The 16,750-nt window shown below is 72.0% G+C and carries 15 protein-coding genes; 10 read left to right on the top strand and 5 right to left on the bottom strand.

Translation table 11 applies throughout. The features are described from left to right. Positions 1-245: 245 nt before the first annotated feature. The 3 genes from ACH4RC_RS29010 (at position 246) to ACH4RC_RS29000 (ending at position 5,362) form a co-directional block, all read left to right on the top strand. Positions 246-1,043 carry an ABC transporter ATP-binding protein gene (locus ACH4RC_RS29010; RefSeq protein WP_398206140.1) on the top strand — a complete coding sequence of 266 codons (798 nt, stop codon included), beginning with the start codon at positions 246-248 and terminating at the stop codon, positions 1,041-1,043. Continuing rightward, positions 1,040-3,571 (top strand): FtsX-like permease family protein, encoded by a 2,532-nt coding sequence (locus ACH4RC_RS29005; RefSeq protein WP_398206139.1) that lies wholly within the window; start codon positions 1,040-1,042, stop codon positions 3,569-3,571. Before ACH4RC_RS29010 ends, ACH4RC_RS29005 begins: the two co-directional genes overlap by 4 nt. A gap of 156 nt (positions 3,572-3,727) precedes the next feature. Continuing rightward, a complete protein-coding gene (locus ACH4RC_RS29000) occupies positions 3,728-5,362 on the top strand; it encodes a penicillin-binding transpeptidase domain-containing protein (protein ID WP_398206137.1) in 1,635 nt (544 codons plus the stop codon). A 130-nt stretch (positions 5,363-5,492) separates the two neighbouring features. On the opposite strand, the gene ACH4RC_RS28995 is transcribed toward ACH4RC_RS29000, so the two are convergent. Continuing rightward, on the bottom strand, positions 5,493-6,473 hold the full coding sequence (locus ACH4RC_RS28995) for a helix-turn-helix domain-containing protein (protein ID WP_398206135.1): 981 nt from the start codon (positions 6,471-6,473) through the stop codon (positions 5,493-5,495). 302 nt (positions 6,474-6,775) lie between these two features. On the opposite strand from ACH4RC_RS28995, the gene ACH4RC_RS28990 reads away from it, so the two are divergent. From ACH4RC_RS28990 to ACH4RC_RS28975, 4 genes are all read left to right on the top strand, one after another. Continuing rightward, a complete protein-coding gene (locus tag ACH4RC_RS28990; RefSeq protein WP_398206133.1) occupies positions 6,776-7,600 on the top strand; it encodes an alpha/beta fold hydrolase in 825 nt (274 codons plus the stop codon). A gap of 126 nt (positions 7,601-7,726) precedes the next feature. After that, complete coding sequence (locus tag ACH4RC_RS28985) at positions 7,727-8,557, top strand: alpha/beta fold hydrolase (RefSeq protein WP_398206131.1); 831 nt, start codon at positions 7,727-7,729, stop codon at positions 8,555-8,557. A gap of 30 nt (positions 8,558-8,587) precedes the next feature. After that, positions 8,588-9,379 carry an alpha/beta hydrolase gene (locus ACH4RC_RS28980; RefSeq protein ID WP_398206129.1) on the top strand — a complete coding sequence of 264 codons (792 nt, stop codon included), beginning with the start codon at positions 8,588-8,590 and terminating at the stop codon, positions 9,377-9,379. Between the two features lie 105 nt (positions 9,380-9,484). Beyond that, complete coding sequence (locus tag ACH4RC_RS28975) at positions 9,485-10,246, top strand: SDR family NAD(P)-dependent oxidoreductase (protein ID WP_398206185.1); 762 nt, start codon at positions 9,485-9,487, stop codon at positions 10,244-10,246. A 401-nt stretch (positions 10,247-10,647) separates the two neighbouring features. On the opposite strand, the gene ACH4RC_RS28970 is transcribed toward ACH4RC_RS28975, so the two are convergent. Next, complete coding sequence (locus ACH4RC_RS28970) at positions 10,648-11,223, bottom strand: hypothetical protein (protein WP_398206128.1); 576 nt, start codon at positions 11,221-11,223, stop codon at positions 10,648-10,650. Positions 11,224-11,426: 203 nt separating this feature from the next. On the opposite strand from ACH4RC_RS28970, the gene ACH4RC_RS28965 reads away from it, so the two are divergent. Next, entirely contained in the window at positions 11,427-12,293 is an 867-nt protein-coding gene (locus ACH4RC_RS28965; RefSeq protein WP_398206126.1) for a LysR family transcriptional regulator, read from the top strand. 79 nt (positions 12,294-12,372) lie between these two features. On the opposite strand, the gene ACH4RC_RS28960 is transcribed toward ACH4RC_RS28965, so the two are convergent. Then, positions 12,373-13,149: an oxidoreductase gene (locus tag ACH4RC_RS28960; RefSeq protein WP_398206124.1), complete on the bottom strand. Its 777-nt coding sequence runs from the start codon at positions 13,147-13,149 to the stop codon at positions 12,373-12,375. Between the two features lie 436 nt (positions 13,150-13,585). On the opposite strand from ACH4RC_RS28960, the gene ACH4RC_RS28955 reads away from it, so the two are divergent. Then, complete coding sequence (locus tag ACH4RC_RS28955) at positions 13,586-14,755, top strand: polyprenyl synthetase family protein (protein ID WP_398206122.1); 1,170 nt, start codon at positions 13,586-13,588, stop codon at positions 14,753-14,755. Positions 14,756-15,194: 439 nt separating this feature from the next. Beyond that, on the top strand, positions 15,195-15,608 hold the full coding sequence (locus ACH4RC_RS28950; protein ID WP_398206120.1) for a four-helix bundle copper-binding protein: 414 nt from the start codon (positions 15,195-15,197) through the stop codon (positions 15,606-15,608). A gap of 98 nt (positions 15,609-15,706) precedes the next feature. Here ACH4RC_RS28950 and ACH4RC_RS28945 read toward each other — a convergent pair whose 3' ends face one another. After that, complete coding sequence (locus tag ACH4RC_RS28945) at positions 15,707-16,066, bottom strand: ANTAR domain-containing protein (RefSeq protein ID WP_398206119.1); 360 nt, start codon at positions 16,064-16,066, stop codon at positions 15,707-15,709. Positions 16,067-16,271: 205 nt separating this feature from the next. Continuing rightward, positions 16,272-16,640, bottom strand: coding sequence for an STAS domain-containing protein (locus tag ACH4RC_RS28940; protein ID WP_398206117.1), 369 nt, complete (start codon positions 16,638-16,640; stop codon positions 16,272-16,274). Between the last annotated feature and the right edge of the window lie 110 nt (positions 16,641-16,750).

Raw genomic sequence — 16,750 nt, 5'->3', positions numbered from 1 at the left:
CGTCGGGAAGGTCGCCGACCGTGTCTGTGACGGTCGGCCGCCGCCTGGTGCGCGGAGGCCGTCGGCGACGGGTGAGTCGGCCTCCTCAGCGGAACCTCAGCAGGTAGTCAGCGGTTCGTCAGCGCGGGACGCGACGATCGTCGGGGCACCGGGGCCGGTGCCTCGGAGCGAGGACTTCCCGGGGGCGGATCACCGCCGGTCATCTCCGGCCCAGCCACCCTTTTTCCAAGGCCTTAAGGACACCCATGAACGGGACACAGGACCCGCATGCCCAGCCGGTCGTCCGGCTCGACACCGTCAGCCGGCTCTACGGCGGCTCGAAGAACCGTGTGACGGCACTCGACAATGTCAGCATCAGTCTGGGGAGGGGCAGCTTCACCGCCGTCATGGGCCCCTCCGGTTCGGGGAAGTCCACCTTCCTGCACTGCGCGGCGGGGCTCGACCGGCCGACGTCGGGCTCCGTGCACCTGGACGGGGTGGATCTGGCCTCTCTGCGTGAGAAGTCCCTGACCAGGTTCCGCCGCGAGCGCATCGGTTTCGTCTTCCAGGCGTTCAACCTGCTCCCGGCGCTGAACGTGGTGGACAACGTGACGCTTCCGCTGCGCCTCGCGGGCACCCGCCCCAGGAGAGCCGTGGTCGACGAGGTTCTCGAACAGGTCGGTCTGGCGGACAAGCGGCGCAGCCGCCCGGGGGAGCTCTCCGGCGGCCAGCAGCAGCGGGTCGCCCTCGCGCGGGCGCTCGTCACCCGGCCCGCGGTGATCTTCGGTGACGAGCCGACCGGCGCACTCGACACCCGGACCGCCGCCGAGGTCCTCACGCTGCTGCGGCAGTCGGTGGACGCGGTGGGCCAGACCATCGTCATGGTCACCCACGACCCGGTCGCCGCCGCGTACGCGGACCGGGTGGTCTTCCTCGCCGACGGCCGGCTGACCGGCGCGCTCGAGCGGCCCGGCGTCGAGCAGGTCACCGAAGAGATGCGGAAGCTGGGCACCTGGGGCGACCCGGTCGCGATCCGCTCCACCGGGCACGAGGTGCGCCGATGATCAGGCTCGCGCTGCGCACCCTGCGCCACCACACGGGCGGCTTCGTCGCCTCCTTCGTGGCCCTGTTCCTCGGTGCCGTCATCGTCATCGGCTCCGGCGGCCTGCTGGAGACCGGCATCCACAACGCGGCGCCGCCGCACCGGCTCGCCGCCGCACCCGTCGTCGTCACCGGCGACCAGCGTTACGAGTACACCCAGCAGGAGCTCGTCTTCCCCGAACGCCTGCACATCGACGCCGCGTTGGCCGAGAGGATCGAGAAGGTGCCGGGGGTCGAGTCGGCGGTCGGGGACCTGTCGTTCACGGCAGCGCTCGCCGAGGGCGGCAAGGTCACCGGCCACGGCTGGTCCTCCGCGAAACTCTCCCCGTACAAGCTCACGGACGGCGCCGCACCCGCCGCGGACGGCCAGATCGTGCTCGGCAAGGCGCTCGCGGAGCGTACGGGGGTGCGCACCGGTCAGCAGGTCCGGCTCCTGGTCCACGGCGCGCAGCACAGCTACCGGGTCGCGGGCCTCGCCACGGGGCCGGACGACGGCGGCGACGTCTTCCTCACCGACGCCGCGGCCGCCCAGGTCGCGGACCGCGTCGGCAGGACCGACAGCATCGGCGTCTTCCCCGTCTCCGGCGCGGACCCGCGGGAGATCGCCTCCGCGGTCCGCAAGGTCGTCGACGGCTCACCGATCGCAGTGCTCACCGGTGACGAGCGCGGCCGCGCCGAGGACCCCGGTGTGGTGGCCGACGGCAGCGACCTGGTCCCGCTCGCCGCCGCGTTCGGCGGTCTCTCCGCCATGGTCACCGTGTTCGTCGTGGCCGGCACGCTCGGCCTCTCGATCCAGCAGCGGCAGCGCGAGATGGCGCTGCTTCGCACCATCGGCGCGACTCCGGGGCAGCTGCGCCGGCTCGTCCTCGGCGAGACGCTCCTCCTCGCGGTCGTCGCCACCGGTCTCGCCACCGTCCCGGGGCCCCGGTTCGGGCGCCGGCTGCTGAGCGCGTTCGCCGACGCGGGGGCCGTGCCGGACTCGATCGCCTACCGGGCCGGTTCCGTACCGGTGATCGTCGGCGTGGGCACGGCGCTGCTGACCGCCGTGGGCGCGGCATACATCGCGGCGCAGGCCGCGGCGCGCACCCGGCCGACCGAGGCGTTGGCCGAAGCGACGCTGCGGCGCCGCTGGTTCAGCTTGTTCCGGCTGATCGTCGGGGTGCTGTGCCTGGCCGGGGGCGCGGCCCTCGCCTGGGGTACCGCGGGCTCGGCGGGGCCGGACGCGGCGGGTGTCGCCACCCCGGCCGCGATGGTGTGGGCGTCGGCGTTCGGTCTGCTCGGCCCCGTCGTCGTACGGGCCATGGTCGCCGTCCTGCGCCGCCCCGTCGGCAAGGTGTCCGGCCTCGCCGGTGAGCTGGCCGCGCACAACGCGCGGGCCCGCACGGCGCGCCTCGCCTCGGCCGTGATGCCGGTGATGCTGGCGAGCGGCCTCGCGGTCGGACTGATCTATATGCAGACGACCCAGTCCGACGGCGCCGAGCGGGCGTTCGACGAGAACCTGCGGGCCGACCTCGTGGTGACGTCGGCCTCGGGCGGCCTGCCGCTCGGCCTCGTCGACACGATCCGCGAACAGCCCGGGGTGGCGGCGGCGTCCGCGCAGATCCCCACGACCGGCTACCTGGAGCCGGACGAGCCGATGCGGCCGAGCGAGGGCGAGGACACCGGGCCGCAGCCGACGGAGATGGCGATGCAGGGGGTGACACCGCAGGGCCTGGACCGCACGACGGCGTTCCAGGCGGCGAGCGGCTCCCTGGCCGCGCTGAGCGGCGACTCCGTCGCACTGCCCGCCGCCTACGCCGAGGACCACGAGCTCGGTGACCTGGTCCCGATGCGGCTCGGTGACGGCACCCGGGTCAGGCTGAAGCTCGTCGCCACTGTCGAGGGGCGGCGCGGTTACGAGACCGCCCTCGTCCCCGCGTCGACGCTGGTCGGTCACACCGACGGCGGTCTGGTGCCGCAGATCTCGGTGCGGGCCGCCGACGGCACCGACCCGGCTCGACTGCGCGCCTCGCTCGGCAAGCTGGCGCAGGACCAGCCCGGTCTGCGGGTGTCCGGCAAGGAGGTCCTGGAGGCGGCGCAGGCCGACGCGGACGACACCCAGGAGTGGATGGCCCATCTGGTCCTGGGCGTCGTCGTGGGCTACGCGACGCTCGCCCTGGTCAACACGCAGGTCCTCGCGACGGCCGAGCGGCGCAAGGAGTTCATGCTGCAGCGGCTGATCGGGGCGACGCGCCGTCAGGTCCTGCAGATGATGACGGTCGAGGCGTCCCTGGTGGCGCTGGCCGGGATCGTCCTCGGCCTGCTGGTCGCGGGGGCGACGCTGGCGCCCCTGAGCATGAGCGTCCTCGGCACGGCCCTGCCCGGCGGCTCCCCCTGGATCCTCGTCTCGGTCCTCGCCGGGGCCGTGGCCCTGACCCTGGCCACGACGCTGCTCGCGGCATGGGCAGTCCTGCGGGGGCGGCCCGGGGACATGGCCGGCATCAAGGAGTGAGAGGTCCTGACCGGACGTGCGACGCCCGCCGGCACTCCAGCTGGGCAGAGTTGGAACGTGTGCATGGCACCGGTCACGGCGATCCGCTAAGTTGAACGCGTTCATAATCTGAACGCGTTCAAGAACGCGTGCCGGTACACAGCGTGGGGGCCGACAATGAGACGCAGCGTCAGAAGAGCGGTGATCGGCGGGGTGTTCGCCGGCATGGTGGGGGTCGCGGGGGTCGGCGCGTTCAACCTGTACGAGGGCGTCACGGGAGGCGGCTCCGGTGGCGCTTCGGGGTTGGCCGCGCACGCCGCTCCGGGCGAGACCGGGCCGCCCACCGCGGCTGAGACAGCCGACACCGCCAGGGACTTCCTCGACGCCTGGGCCAAGGGCGACTACGACCGGGCGGGAGCGCTGACCAACGACAGCACCGGCGCGAGCGAGGCCCTGGCCGCGTACCGCTCGAAGGCGCACGTATCGGCGGTGCGGCTCACCGCGGGCACGGCGCAGGGGGCATCGGTGCCGTTCGCGGTGCGCGCCACCCTCACCTACGAGGGCAAGCGGTCCACCTGGTCCTACGACTCCGCGCTCAGCGTGTTCCGCGGCGAGACCACCCACAAGCCGCTGGTCGACTGGCAGCCGTCCGTGCTGCACCCGAAACTGTCGCAGGGCCAGTCGCTGGAAACCGGCCGGACGGCGTCGCCGCGCGTCGTCGTGGTCGACCGCAACGGCAAGCGTCTCGACGCCGATTCCCTCCCGTCCCTTGAGGGCGCCCTGACGCAGCTGAGTGAGCGCTACGCCGACAGGGCGAGCGGCGGCAAGCCGGGCATCGAGACCTGGATCGACTCGGACGACGGCAGCGAGGGCGAGAGCCTGCACGTCATCACCCGCGGGACACCTGCCACGCTGCCCACGACGCTGGACGCGCGTCTGCAGGCCGCGGCCGAGAAGGCGGTCGCGCGGCGCCCCCAGGCATCGGTGGCGGCCGTGGACACCGGCACGGGCGGTGTCCTCGCGTTCGCCAACAGCTCCGCGGCCGGGAACAACGCGTTCGGCGCGGCCGTCGCGCCCGGCTCCACGTTCAAGATCGTCACCGCGACAGCCCTGCTCAAGGCCGGAGTACGGCCCTCCACACCGGCGCCGTGCCCGGCGACCGCGAACGTGGACAACGGCAAGATGTTCCACAACGTCGAGAGCTCGTCCGAACCGGCAGCGACCTTCCAACGGGACTTCGCCATCTCCTGCAACACCGGTTTCATCAAGTTGTCGGGCAACCTCGACGACTCCTCGGTCCCCGACGCGGCCAGGACGTACTACGGCTTCGGCCAGACCTGGAACGTGGGCCTGCCCGCGTACGACGGCAGCGTGCCGGGCGGAACCGGCGACGAGACGACCGAGGAGATGATCGGCCAGGGGCGGATCCAGATGAGCCCGCTCAACATGGCCGCTGTCGCCGCCACCGTACAGAACGGCACGTTCCATCAGCCGAGGATCGTCGCGGCCGGGCTCCTGGACGGACCGCTCGCCACGGCCACGGCCCCCCTCCCCTACGGAGTACGCGCCGACCTGCGTTCGATGATGCACCTGACCGCCCGCTCGGGAACCGCCGCCGCTGCCATGGCGAGCGTGCCGGGCTCCGACGTCGGCGCGAAGACCGGCTCCGCCGAGGTCGACGGCCAGACCACGCCCAACGGCTGGTTCACCGCCTACCGCGGACGCGTCGCGGCAGCCGGCCTGGTCCTCCAGGGCGGCCATGGCGGCGACTCCGCGGGACCTGTCGTGGCCGCGGTGCTCAACGCGTCGTAGCCACAGCGGTCCGCGGTCGTGAGACAGGAGCACCGCTTCACCGCCCTTGGAACCTTGCCGGTGGCGTACGAGTCCGCGTAGGTCGCACCCTGCTCAAGGCGCCCGGCCGCCCCCGCGACGGCCTTGGCTCTCAGGGCTCGTCCGGGTGCGCGAAAGCTGCCGGGCGTTGATGGAGGAGGCGCCATCGGCGGGGCGTGGCGCCGTAGGTCTGGTGGAAGCGGCGGGAGAAGTAGGCCGGGTTGGTGAAGCCCCAGGAGCGGGCGACGGCCTCGATGGTGCGGTGGGCGTGTTCGGGCGTGGCCAGATCGCGGCGGGTGCCTTCGAGGCGGCGGCGGATGATCCACTTCTCCAGGCTGAGGCCGCCCTGCTCACACTGCCGGTACAGGGTGCGTACGGAGATGTTGTGGGCCGCGGCGATGGTGCGGGGAGTCAGTCCGGGGTCGGACAGATGTGCGCGGATGTAGGCGAGGACGCGGGTGAGGAGGGTCTCCTCCGCGACCGAGCGCCTGGTGCGTTCGTCGGCGGCCACCGAGACGATGAGGGCGCGGGTGAGTTCCAGGGTGGCGGAGGCGAGCGCCTCGGCGCCGGGGTCGGCGCTGAGCCGGTCGGCGTTGCGGTGCAGGCTCCGTATGTGACGCAGCAACAGTGGCGCGACAGGGCTGTGCCGCAGGAGCGGAACCGCGGCCCGGACGAGGTGTTCGGGCAGGCCGAGACGTTCGGTGTCGACCATGAACGCGACGGACAGTCCATCCCCGGACCAGGCGTATTCATAGCCGGCGGTCTTGTGTGCCAGAGCCAGGCTGTCGGGCCCGACGTGCTGCTGATGGCCGTTCCAGGCGAACGCGCCCGTCCCCCGGCTCTGGGTGATGACCGAGACGGTGTTCATCGAGTCGAGTCGTGCGTGTCGCGGGGTGCGCCAGATGCGCATGCCGGAGCCCTGCGTGGAGAACAGCGTCAGCGGGCCGAAGTTCCAGACCTCCAGCCTCTTGCGGACGCCGGCCTCGGGATGTTCCTCCTCCACCGAGCAACTGCCGCTCTCCCCGACAGCCACGGCGCGAAAAGCCTCGATCCGGTCGGCGGCCGGTAAGTCCGCCGTGTCCAGAACCAGCATGGTCCCCCCAGAGCCGCGCAGCGGGCCTTCCGCTGCCGTGCCCGTCCTCCGGATTCTTCAGCACCGCCAGTGGATTGCGGAGGCGGAATCAAGCACCGCCGGGTCACCTGCGTCTCGTCCCGCACAGCACGCCGCAGCGGTCACGGGTGCGGACGGCGCGACGGCACGCAAGGGAACGCGTCGGCACGCAGGGCACAGTTCTCGGCGTGCACGGCAAAGAACCCCGCGCACCGCACTGGCACGATCCCCCTCACTGAGCCGGGCTCAGGCGCCCGGCACCGGCTGCTGACGGGAGCGCTCCCATGGGCAACTCCATCACGACGCGCGACGGCACGGAGATCTTCTACAAGGACTGGGGCAGCGGCCGGCCTGTGGTGTTCAGCCACGGCTGGCCGCTGAACGCGGACGCCTGGGACGACCAGCTGCACCTCGTCGCCTCGCACGGCTACCGCGCGATCGCGCACGACCGCCGCGGACACGGCCGCTCCGGCCAGCCGTGGCAGGGCAACGACATGGACACCTACGCCGACGACCTCGCCGAGCTGATCGAGACGCTCGACCTGCGCGACGCCGTGCTGGTCGGGCACTCGACCGGCGGCGGTGAGGTGACCCGCTACATCGGCCGCCACGGCACGTCCCGGATCGCCAAGGCCGTCCTGCTGGGCGCGGTGCCGCCCCTCATGCTGAGGACCGACGCCAATCCGCAAGGCCTGCCGATCGAGGCGTTCGACGCCATCCGTTCCGGTGTGTCGGCCGACCGGTCGCAGTTCTACGCCGAACTGAGCCTGCCCTTCTACGGGTTCAACCGGCCGGGCGCGAAGGTCTCGCAGGGTGTGTCGGACGCGTTCTGGCTGCAGAGCATGCGGGTCGGGCTCAAGGGCGCGCTGGACTGCGTCCGCGCGTTCTCCGAGACCGACTTCACCGAGGACCTGGCGCGCTTCGACATCCCCACCCTCATCGCCCACGGCGACGACGACCAGATCGTCCCGATCGTGGCCGCCGGCCTGGAATCGGCCAAGCTCGTCAAGGACGCGACGCTGAAGGTCTATCCGGGCGCTCCGCACGGTCTCGTGGGCGCCTACAAGGACGAGTTCAACGCCGACCTGCTCGCGTTCCTCGCCTCTTGAACCCCCGCCGGCCGGGGCGCCGATGCGCTCGCCTCCGGCCGGGGCACCATCGGCGCCGGAACACAGCTCCCGACGGCGCCGCCGCACCCTCCGACCCGTCCGACCCACCTGTCCGAAGGGTTCGTCATGCGTGTTCCCGAACTACGCCGTCTGCTGACGGCACTGGCCGTCGCCGTCCTCGTCGCCGCCGGCACGGTCTCCGCCCAGGCGACCTCCCACAAGCCCGGTCAGACCGGGAAGGAGCCGAAGCCGACCGTCGTACTCGTGCACGGGGCGTTCGCCGACGCCTCCGGCTTCAACGACGCCATCGCCCTGCTGCAGAAGTCCGGCTTCCCGGTCATCGCGCCGGCCAACCCGCTGCGGGACACCGCGGGCGACGCGGCCTACATCTCCAGCGTGGTGGACACCGTCCCCGGCCCGGTCATCCTGGCGGCCCACTCCTACGGCGGCATCGTCATCACCAACGCCGCCCGCGGCCACGCCAACGTCAAGGCCCTCGTCTACTTGGGGGCCTTCGCGCCCGACCAGGGTGAGAGCGCGCTGCAACTGGCGGGCCAGTTCCCGGGCAGTGAGCTGGGCGCCGCCCTGATCCCCCGCGACTACCCGGTGCCGGGCAGCAGCGAACCGGGCACCGACGGCTACATCGACGCCGCGAAGTTCCGGGCCGTGTTCGCCGCCGACCTGCCCGCCTCCCGGACCCGGCTCATGGCCGCCACCCAGCGCCCCGGCAGTGTCCAGGGCCTCAGCGGCGCCAGCGGCGTACCCGCCTGGAAGACCGTCCCGTCCTGGTACCTGATCCCGACCCAGGACAAGGTCATCCCGCCCGCCGCCCAGCGGTTCATGGCCGAGCGCGCGGGCAGCAAGGTGGTCGAGATCCGGTCCTCGCACGTGGTCATGGTCTCCCACCCGGACGCGGCCGCGGACATCATCAAGGCGGCCTACTCCGCCACCCGTTGACGTAGCGAACGTGGAAGGAGTGAACCGCTCATGAAACCGGACACCATCGTCCTCGTCCACGGCTTCTGGGTGACGCCGCGCAGCTGGGAACACTGGATCACCCGCTACCAGTCGCAGGGGTTCCGGGTGCTCGCCCCCGCCTACCCCGGTTTCGAGGTGGAGGTGGAGGCGCTCAACGCCGATCCCACCCCGATCGAGGAGCTCACCGTCGCCTCGATCGTCTCGTCGCTCGAGAAGCTGATCGACGGCCTCGGAACTCAGCCGATCATCATGGGTCACTCGGCCGGCGGGGTCTTCACCCAGATCCTGCTCGATCACGGGTACGGCAGCGCCGGCGTGGCCATGAACTCCGCGCCCACCGAAGGGGTGGCGACGGTCCCGCCGGCCCAGCTGAAGGCCACGTTCCCCGTACTGAAGAACCCGGCCAACCGGCACAAGGCCGTCGGATTCACCTACGACCAATGGCGCTACGCCTTCACCAACACCTTCCCCGAGGACGAGTCCCGCGCCCTGTACGAGCGCTACCACATCCCCGCGTCGGGCCATGTGTTCTGGGACAGCGCGCTGGCCAACATCCATCCCGGCCACACCGACTCGTACGTGAACTACCGCAACGACGACCGGGCGCCGCTGCTGTTCGTCTCGGGCGAGCACGACCACCTGATGCCGCCGAAGATCCAGCGGTCCAACGCCCGCCACTACAAGTCGAGGACCGTCACCGACATCGTCGAGTATCCGGGCCGGTCACATCTGATGCCCGCCCAGGACGGCTGGGAGGAGATCGCCGACTACGCCCTGGCCTGGGCCCTCGACCACACCTGACCAGCACTTCCCACGTTGGTCCACGTGCGCCCCGGGCAGCGGCGAAGTGGACACCCGGCCACGACATGTCCCAAGATCGGGTCCACATCGATTCGAGGGAGCATGATGAGGCGGGTACTGATCACCGGGGCGTCCCGCGGGATCGGCCGGGCAGTGGCCCTGGCTTTCGCCGAACGCGGTGCCGCGGTGGCGGTCCACTACGCGTCCCAGCACGTCGACGCGGCCGAGACACTTCGCCTCCTGCCCGGCACCGGCCACACCAAGATCTGCGCCGACCTCGGTGATCCCGAGGCGGCGCGGGAGATGGTCGCCAGGACGGTGCACGACCTGGGCGGGATCGACGTCCTGGTCAACAACGCGGCCACCGCGCCCTCCGCCGAGACCCGGCACGCGGTGGCCGACGTGTCGTACGAGGACTGGCAGCGCAACTGGCGCCGCATGGTCGACGTCAACCTGCTCGGCGCGGCGAACGTGACCTACTGCGTGGCTCAGCACCTCATCGAGCGGGGGAGCCCGGGCAGCATCGTCAACATCGGTTCGCGTGGCGCCTTCCGCGGTGAGCCCGACTTCTCCGCGTACGCGGCGAGCAAGGCCGCGCTGCACGCCTTCGGGCAGTCGATGGCCGTTTCGCTGGCGTCGCACGGTATCTCGGTGACGTCCGTGGCGCCCGGCTTCGTGGCCACTGAACGGCAGAGCCCCAAGCTGGCGGGCCCGCAGGGTGAGGAGCTGCGCGCCCAGAGTCCGTTCGGGCGCGTCGGAACACCCGAGGAAGTCGCCGCCGCCGTGCTCTACCTCGCCTCTCCCGAAGCGGCCTGGTCGTCCGGAACGGTGCTCGATGTCAACGGGGCCTCCTACCTCCGCACGTGACAGAGCGCTCCTGAAGCTCGATGACCCTTTGAGACCCGGCTCGCGGGTTCACGCCTCGGCCGGACGCACGTGCCCGCGCATCGCAGGTCGGAGCCCGGCACCGCCGCGCGGCCCCGGCCGGGCCCTGGCCGGGTCGGAGGCGCTGCGGGCGATGGCGGTCAACGCCGCGTCCGCCGCGGGCGGGGAGCGGATCGCCGGGCGCCTGAGCGTGGAGTTCCGCGCCGACCTGTCGGTGTTCGGAGACGACCCGGTCGCGGCGCCGGCGCTGGAGCTTTTCGATGTGCCCGTGCGGTTGAGCGCGGTCGGCGGCCGGGTGACGTACCGCGTGGACGGTCTTCAGCACTTGCGGGACCAGCGGGTCGGCCTGCGCTCGCACGGATGCGAGCGCTCGGAGTGGCGACTCAGCGGAGCAGGCGCATCAGTTCGTCCGCGCGCCGGTGGTCCTTCGGACGGCCGAGGGCGCGCCGCATCCGGATCAGGTCGTCCAGAGCCGCGTAGCGAATGACGAAACCCGCCGCGTCGCGGGTGCTCACCGCCCGGGCCAGGCAGGGAGTGACGTCCATGTCGCCCCAGGGCAGGGCGGGTGTGCACAGGTCACCGCTGACGCCGGTCACCTGATAGGCCACCTGCGGACGGCTGAGGTCGGGCACGTCGGTGCGGCCTGCGGCGGTGAGGGCGTCGCGCAGTGCCTGAGCCTGTGCGGGGGTGCCGTCCCACAGCAGGTCGAGATCGCCGGTCAACTCCTGCGAGCCGTGCATGATTCCGGCGACCTGGCCGATGACCACCGCCCGCGAACCAGCCTCGTACAAAGCACGGAGCAAAGGGAACGGGTCGAAGCCGAGCGCGCCGTCCGTGGCGAACGTGCCCGCGACATCGTCGGCCTCCTGCGGACCACGCCCCGTGGCAGCGCGTTCGCCGGTGGCGTCGTGGATACGCCGGACGGCCTGACGCAGTCGAACAGCAGCCAACTCGCTCATTCAGCGCATTCAACAGCAACCGCGGCGGCCTGCGCCACGGGCTTCGGCCCCGCGCCGGATGGAGCGGCAGCTCTCCAGAGCGGCCCGGCCCGGCGCGGGCCGCAACCGTCCGCCGGGGAATCGGTGCCGGCCGGGCGGGGTTGCCCACTGTGCAACGACCACGACAGGGTGAGCCGCGAGCCACCATGAGGAGACGGCGACCGATGAGTCTTCGCCAGTTCGAGTACGCCCTGGCTGTCGCCGAGGCCGGTTCGGTGACGGCCGCGGCGCAGCTGCTGCATGTCGCCCAGCCGTCGATGTCCCAGCAGATCCGCGGTCTGGAGCGGGACCTCGGGGTGGAACTGTTCGCCCGCACGCCGACCGGCCTGGTCCCCACCACCGTCGGCCGCGACTTCCTGCGGGAGGCGGAGATCGCGGTGAACGCGGCGCGGCGGGCCAGGGCGACGGCCAAGGCCGGTGCCGACGAACTGGCGGGCGAGCTGGTCGTGGCGGTGCAGATGGGTTTCGGCGCGCGCCAACTGCCGGGCGCCCTGGGCGCGCTGCGCCGCCGTTTCCCACGTCTCGAGGTCACGGTCTTCGAGGAGCCGAGCTCCGCCGAACTGGAGCGGCTGTGTCGTCGAGGCGTGCTCGACCTCGCCCTGATGGCGGCGTGCGAGCGCAGCCCTGCCGACGCCCACCACCTCGGCGACGAGAAGTTCGTCGTGGTGCTGGGCGCCGGCCACCCTCAGCTCGAGGCGGACCGGATCGAGCTGCGGGACCTGGCGAGCGAGCCGTGGGTGCGGTTCGACCGCGACAGCGCGCTCGACGGCGTGCTGGTGTCCGTACTGCGTGACAACGGGCTGACGCCCGGCACGGCCGCCCGCGTCTCCCGGAGCGCGACGGCCGTCCGCTGGGCCGCGGACGGGCTCGGCGCCACGCTTGTCCCGGCCTCGGCGGTGCCACCCGGTCACGAGCATCTCGTCCGCCCGGTGTTCCCGGTCGTGTCCCAGCCGGTCATCGCCGTACTCCGCGACGGCATGAACCCGGCGAAGGACGCTCTGCTCGAACTCCTGCGCAACGAGAACTGGTGAACGAGGGCGCCGGTAAAAGCCGATACCCGAAAACCCTCTCGGCGCGGCAATGGACGCTGGACACGGGCCATTACGGCGATTACACCCGGGAGAATTCCCCGCCGTCCACCACCACATTGCTTCCGGTCAGCCAACCCGCCCGGTCGGACAACAGGAACAGCACCGCGTCCGCGATGTCGTCGGGTGCGCCGTCGCGGCCCAGCGGAGGGGTGGCGGCGGCCTGGCGGGGGCCCGGGTCCAGGCGCCCCCACTGCTCCCGTGTCGCCTCTCCGCCGGGGGTGGCCGTCCTGCCGGGCGACACCGTGTTGACCCGGATCCCGTGCGGCGCCAGCTCGGCGGCGAGGCCCCGGCCGTAGTTCTCCAGAGCCGCCTTGGCCGCCGTGTAGTGCAGGAACGGCGGCGGCACCGCGGGCACCGCGGCCGAGGAGACGTGCACGATCGCACCCGAACCCCGCTCCCGCATGCCCGGCGCCAGCAGCGCGTTCAGCCGCACCGACGACAGGAAGTTCAGCTCCATCGCCTCCTGCCACACCTCGTCCGCCATGGACAGAGCGCTTTCGTACGGCTGCGCCCCGCCCGCGTTGTGGACCAGGAGGTCGACCCCGCCGAGCGTCTCCCGCGCGGCCGCGGCGATCGAGTCCGCCCCGGCCCGGGTACGTACGTCGGCCGCAACGAAGGCCGCCCCGCTCGGGGCGGTGTGCGCCGCCGACCTGGCGGTCGTGAGCACCTCGGCGCCGGCGTCCAGAAGCCGGCGCACGACCGCCGCCCCGATGCCACGCGTACCGCCGGTGACCACAGCGCGCTTTCCGGCGAATTCCCGCGTCCCCGCCCCGGGCAAAACGTTCGTCGATTTCATTTCTTCATTCCTCTTCATCTGACTTCAGCCGTCTTCAGCCGACTTCATCCGTAGTAATTTCGCCCACCTTCACAAGGTGACTTCGGCGAACTGCTTCACCGTAGGCCCGGGAATTACGAAGGAGCAAAGACGAAATATCAGCGGGGGGTATAGGGGGTCCCTATGGCGTGGCGGCGCGAGTATCCGGCCGTCTCGCCGGACCCCTACCCCGGCTTGGCGGCGGTGGCCCCGCACCCGGCGCGCACGTACGAGGCGAGCACGGTGCGGCACCCCTGTCGCCGGGCCGTGTCCCGCGGACCGACGCACTCGGGTGCCGTCGCCCGATCATTTGAGTGACTTGGGGCGACCAGGGCTTACGAGCGGTTATATGCACGAGGCGGGTCACTCGCCACAGAAGTGCTCACCCCCTCGGCTCTGACGGAAAGCGAGTCGCTCCATGCCCGGCCCTCCCCCGTCCTCCGGTGACGCGCTCACGGCCCAGCCCCCGGACGCCGCCTCCGTCCGGAGGCGTATCGACCGGACGGCGCGGCGCATCGACCACCACATCGACCGTCTGTGCCCCCACGCTCCCGCGGACGCGAGCCGGACCTGGCTGCCCCCCGGACACGCGACCGGAGTCGGCCATGTGAGCGAGGGCGCACTCGCCCACCGGCTGAACCGCTCGCTGACCGCCCCCGTCCGCCACCTGACCGACGCCGGCGGACGGCGCTGGCGGCTGGCGCTGGCCTGGGAGGCCATCACACTGCTGGGCGGGGACAGCGAACGCTGCGGGCCGCTGGTCGCCGCGCTGGAGCTGCTCCACACCGGCTCGCTGATCGTCGATGACGTCCAGGACAGCTCACCGCTGCGCCGCGGGCGGCCCGCGGCGCACACCGTGTTCGGGGTGCCCGCCGCCCTGAACGCCGGTACGGCCGCGTACTTCCTGTGGGAACGGGCGATCCAGCTGTCCTTCCCGGACGACGCCGCGTGCGGCGCGGAACTGCGCGGCCTGCTGGTGGCCGCCCTGCGCGCGGCGCACGTCGGGCAGGCGCTGGACCTGCAGGGCCATCGCCAGGAGATGGACCAAGCCGTGGCCGACCGGGATCAGCGCACGGTGCTGGATCTGGTCCGCCTCACGCATTCCCTCAAGTCCGGTGCCCCGGTCGCGGCCTGCCTGGAGACGGCGGGCGTGGTCACCCGCGCCGGTCCCCCGCTGCGCGAGGCGTTGCGGGCCTTCGGCTCCGCGGTGGGCACCGCCTACCAGATCGCCGACGACGTGGCCGATCTCCGCGGTGTCACGCTGGGCGGGGCGCTGACGAAACAGGTCGCCGAGGACCTGCGCGCGGGCAAGGTGACCATGCCGCTGGCGCACGCGGTGGAGCGGCTGCCGCATCAGCGCCTGAAGCTGATCTGGCGTCAGGTGAGGGACGGCACGGGAAGCACCGCGGCCGTTTCCGAGGCGTGCCGGCGGCTGGAGGCCTGCGGGGCCGTGCGAGCCTGCCGGGACGAGCTCGTCCGCACCGTGGACGGCGCGTGGAAGCGGTTGGAACCTCTGCTGCCGTCCGGCGGCCGACAGCTGCTGTACCACATGGCGCAGAGCATCGTGCGGTGCGACCAGGTCGCCTGAGATGACCACCGCGGCGCGCGACACCCCCGTCTCCGGCCGGACGCGCCCCGGTGGCCGCCCCGGTGGCTGTCGTCACCGGGGCGGGAAGCGGTATCGGCCGGGCGATCGCCACGCGGCCGGCCGCGGACGGCTGCCGAGTTCTGCTGGGCGACATCGACATCGACATCGACGTCAACGTCACCGGGGTGACGCACGGTTGCCGCACCGCACTGGCCTTCGTACTTCCCGCCGGGCAGGGGCACATCGTCAACATCGTCAGCGTTTCAGGCATGCGTCGAACGCTCGTAGGTCACAGGGTCGATGCGGCGGGCAGGACGCCGTGCCGTCCTCGGCTGTTCGTGTCCGGTCGGGTTTCCCGCCCGCTGCATGGTGTTACGCGTACAGGGCAGCCGCCGGCCCGCGCGGCACACACTGGCACAACGCCCGACGGAGGCCCCGTATGAGTACGACGACGGTCAAGGAAATGCTCGCCGCCCACCCCGCCGACCTGGGCGGCGTCGACCGCGACAAGCTGGTCCGCTGCATCGAGGAGTGCGTGGCCTGCGCCCAGACGTGTACCGCCTGTGCGGACGCCTGCCTCGCGGAGGACATGGTCGCCGAGCTGACCAAGTGCGTCAGGACCGACGCCGACTGCGCCGACATCTGCACCGCGACCGCCGCCGTCCTCTCGCGCCGGACGGACCCCGACCCCGGCATCACCCGCGCCGTCCTCACGGCGTGCGCCGCTGTCTGCAAAGCCTGCGGCGACGAATGCGCGCGCCACGCCGACCGGCACGAGCACTGCCGCGTCTGCGCCGAGGCATGCCGCCGCTGCGAGCAGGCTTGCGACGAACTGCTCGCCTCTCTGGGCTGACGGAGTCGGAGGGCGGACGCGCGCGGCGGTGCGGGACCGCGTGAACGGCCGCGGCCCCACCACACTCTTCCTGACTCCTCGGCAGCCGATACCGACAATCAGCGCGGCATCTCCGGCGCTTCGGCGCGTGGGCGTCGGCGGCAGCGGCGCAGTTGCCGGAGGAGTTCGGTACGGATTCTGGTGGGCAGGGCGCCGCTGTGGCCCCACTGGGTGATCAGGATCGCCACGTGGCGGAGCTTGATGTTCGTGTGCTGAGAGATGTCACGCAGCATCTCCCACGCCCGGCCGGGCGGAACGTGGGCCGTGGCCACGATGACGCCGAGCGCCCGGTCGACGTCCGCGTGCGAGGCGACCGCCTCTCTCAGCTGGGCGACTTCCCTCTCCAGCGCCGCGACCCGCGCCTCGGCCCTCTCCAGCTCCGGGCAGGCGGCCGTCTGCTTCGATGCGTCGAACGTCAACTCTTGCCTCCGGGGTCATGGGGGGCAGCGGTGTCAGTTTCCCACCAGCCTCCCTCGCCCGCCCGGCCACATGCAAGCAAGGCCGACGCCGCGGCGCCGGAGCCCCGTGCCCTCAAGCAACGGGGCGGCTCCGCGACCGGCCCGCGGGCGAGTGGCGAGAGGGTGACACGCGGGGTCCCGCCGGGCCGGACCCCGCTTCGCCGGGTCAGGACTCGGCGGAGGTGCGCAGAGCGGTGACGGCCTCGTCGACGGTGGGACGGAAGGTGAAGATCTGGTCGAGCCCGACGATCTGGAGCACGCGCATGAGGTCGTCCCGCACCGCGGCGAGGACCAGCGGAGTGCCGCTTTCCCGGGACCGGTTGTAGGCGCTGACGAGCACCGTGATGCCGGTGGAGTCGCAGTAGGTGAGGCCCGCGAGGTCGAGGACCACCGGGGTGTCAGGGGTGAAGGGTGTCTGTTGCAGGACCTGGGTGACCTCCGGGGCCGTGTGGTGATCGAGTTCGCCGGCCACGGTCAGCACGACGACCCCCGAGGGGTCTGAACTCCGGGTGGCGGTAAGGGTGCGGTCGGTCACCTTTTCTCCTGTACGGGAACGCTGAGGCCGGGAGGTGGGACGGACTGAGCGAACAGCTCGGTGTCGTCTCTGACTCCAGTGCCCAGATCGGTGCGAAGTCTGCGCGGCAC

Origin of the sequence: Streptomyces sp. NPDC016845, assembly GCF_044332585.1 — a bacterium.
In the GTDB taxonomy this organism is placed as follows: Bacteria; Actinomycetota; Actinomycetes; order Streptomycetales; family Streptomycetaceae; genus Streptomyces.
The sequence above is the reverse complement of the archived record's forward strand: the minus strand, read 5'-3'. Positions and strand labels throughout refer to the sequence as shown.

What these genes read in the sequence shown, in the direction of transcription:
- ACH4RC_RS29010 (WP_398206140.1), top strand. Translation starts at nt 246, where the DNA reads ATGAACGGGACACAGGACCCGCATGCCCAGCCGGTCGTCCGGCTCGAC.
- ACH4RC_RS29005 (WP_398206139.1), top strand. Translation starts at nt 1,040, where the DNA reads ATGATCAGGCTCGCGCTGCGCACCCTGCGCCACCACACGGGCGGCTTC.
- ACH4RC_RS29000 (WP_398206137.1), top strand. Translation starts at nt 3,728, where the DNA reads ATGAGACGCAGCGTCAGAAGAGCGGTGATCGGCGGGGTGTTCGCCGGC.
- ACH4RC_RS28995 (WP_398206135.1), bottom strand. Translation starts at nt 6,473, where the DNA reads ATGCTGGTTCTGGACACGGCGGACTTACCGGCCGCCGACCGGATCGAG.
- ACH4RC_RS28990 (WP_398206133.1), top strand. Translation starts at nt 6,776, where the DNA reads ATGGGCAACTCCATCACGACGCGCGACGGCACGGAGATCTTCTACAAG.
- ACH4RC_RS28985 (WP_398206131.1), top strand. Translation starts at nt 7,727, where the DNA reads ATGCGTGTTCCCGAACTACGCCGTCTGCTGACGGCACTGGCCGTCGCC.
- ACH4RC_RS28980 (WP_398206129.1), top strand. Translation starts at nt 8,588, where the DNA reads ATGAAACCGGACACCATCGTCCTCGTCCACGGCTTCTGGGTGACGCCG.
- ACH4RC_RS28975 (WP_398206185.1), top strand. Translation starts at nt 9,485, where the DNA reads ATGAGGCGGGTACTGATCACCGGGGCGTCCCGCGGGATCGGCCGGGCA.
- ACH4RC_RS28970 (WP_398206128.1), bottom strand. Translation starts at nt 11,223, where the DNA reads ATGAGCGAGTTGGCTGCTGTTCGACTGCGTCAGGCCGTCCGGCGTATC.
- ACH4RC_RS28965 (WP_398206126.1), top strand. Translation starts at nt 11,427, where the DNA reads ATGAGTCTTCGCCAGTTCGAGTACGCCCTGGCTGTCGCCGAGGCCGGT.
- ACH4RC_RS28960 (WP_398206124.1), bottom strand. Translation starts at nt 13,149, where the DNA reads ATGAAATCGACGAACGTTTTGCCCGGGGCGGGGACGCGGGAATTCGCC.
- ACH4RC_RS28955 (WP_398206122.1), top strand. Translation starts at nt 13,586, where the DNA reads ATGCCCGGCCCTCCCCCGTCCTCCGGTGACGCGCTCACGGCCCAGCCC.
- ACH4RC_RS28950 (WP_398206120.1), top strand. Translation starts at nt 15,195, where the DNA reads ATGAGTACGACGACGGTCAAGGAAATGCTCGCCGCCCACCCCGCCGAC.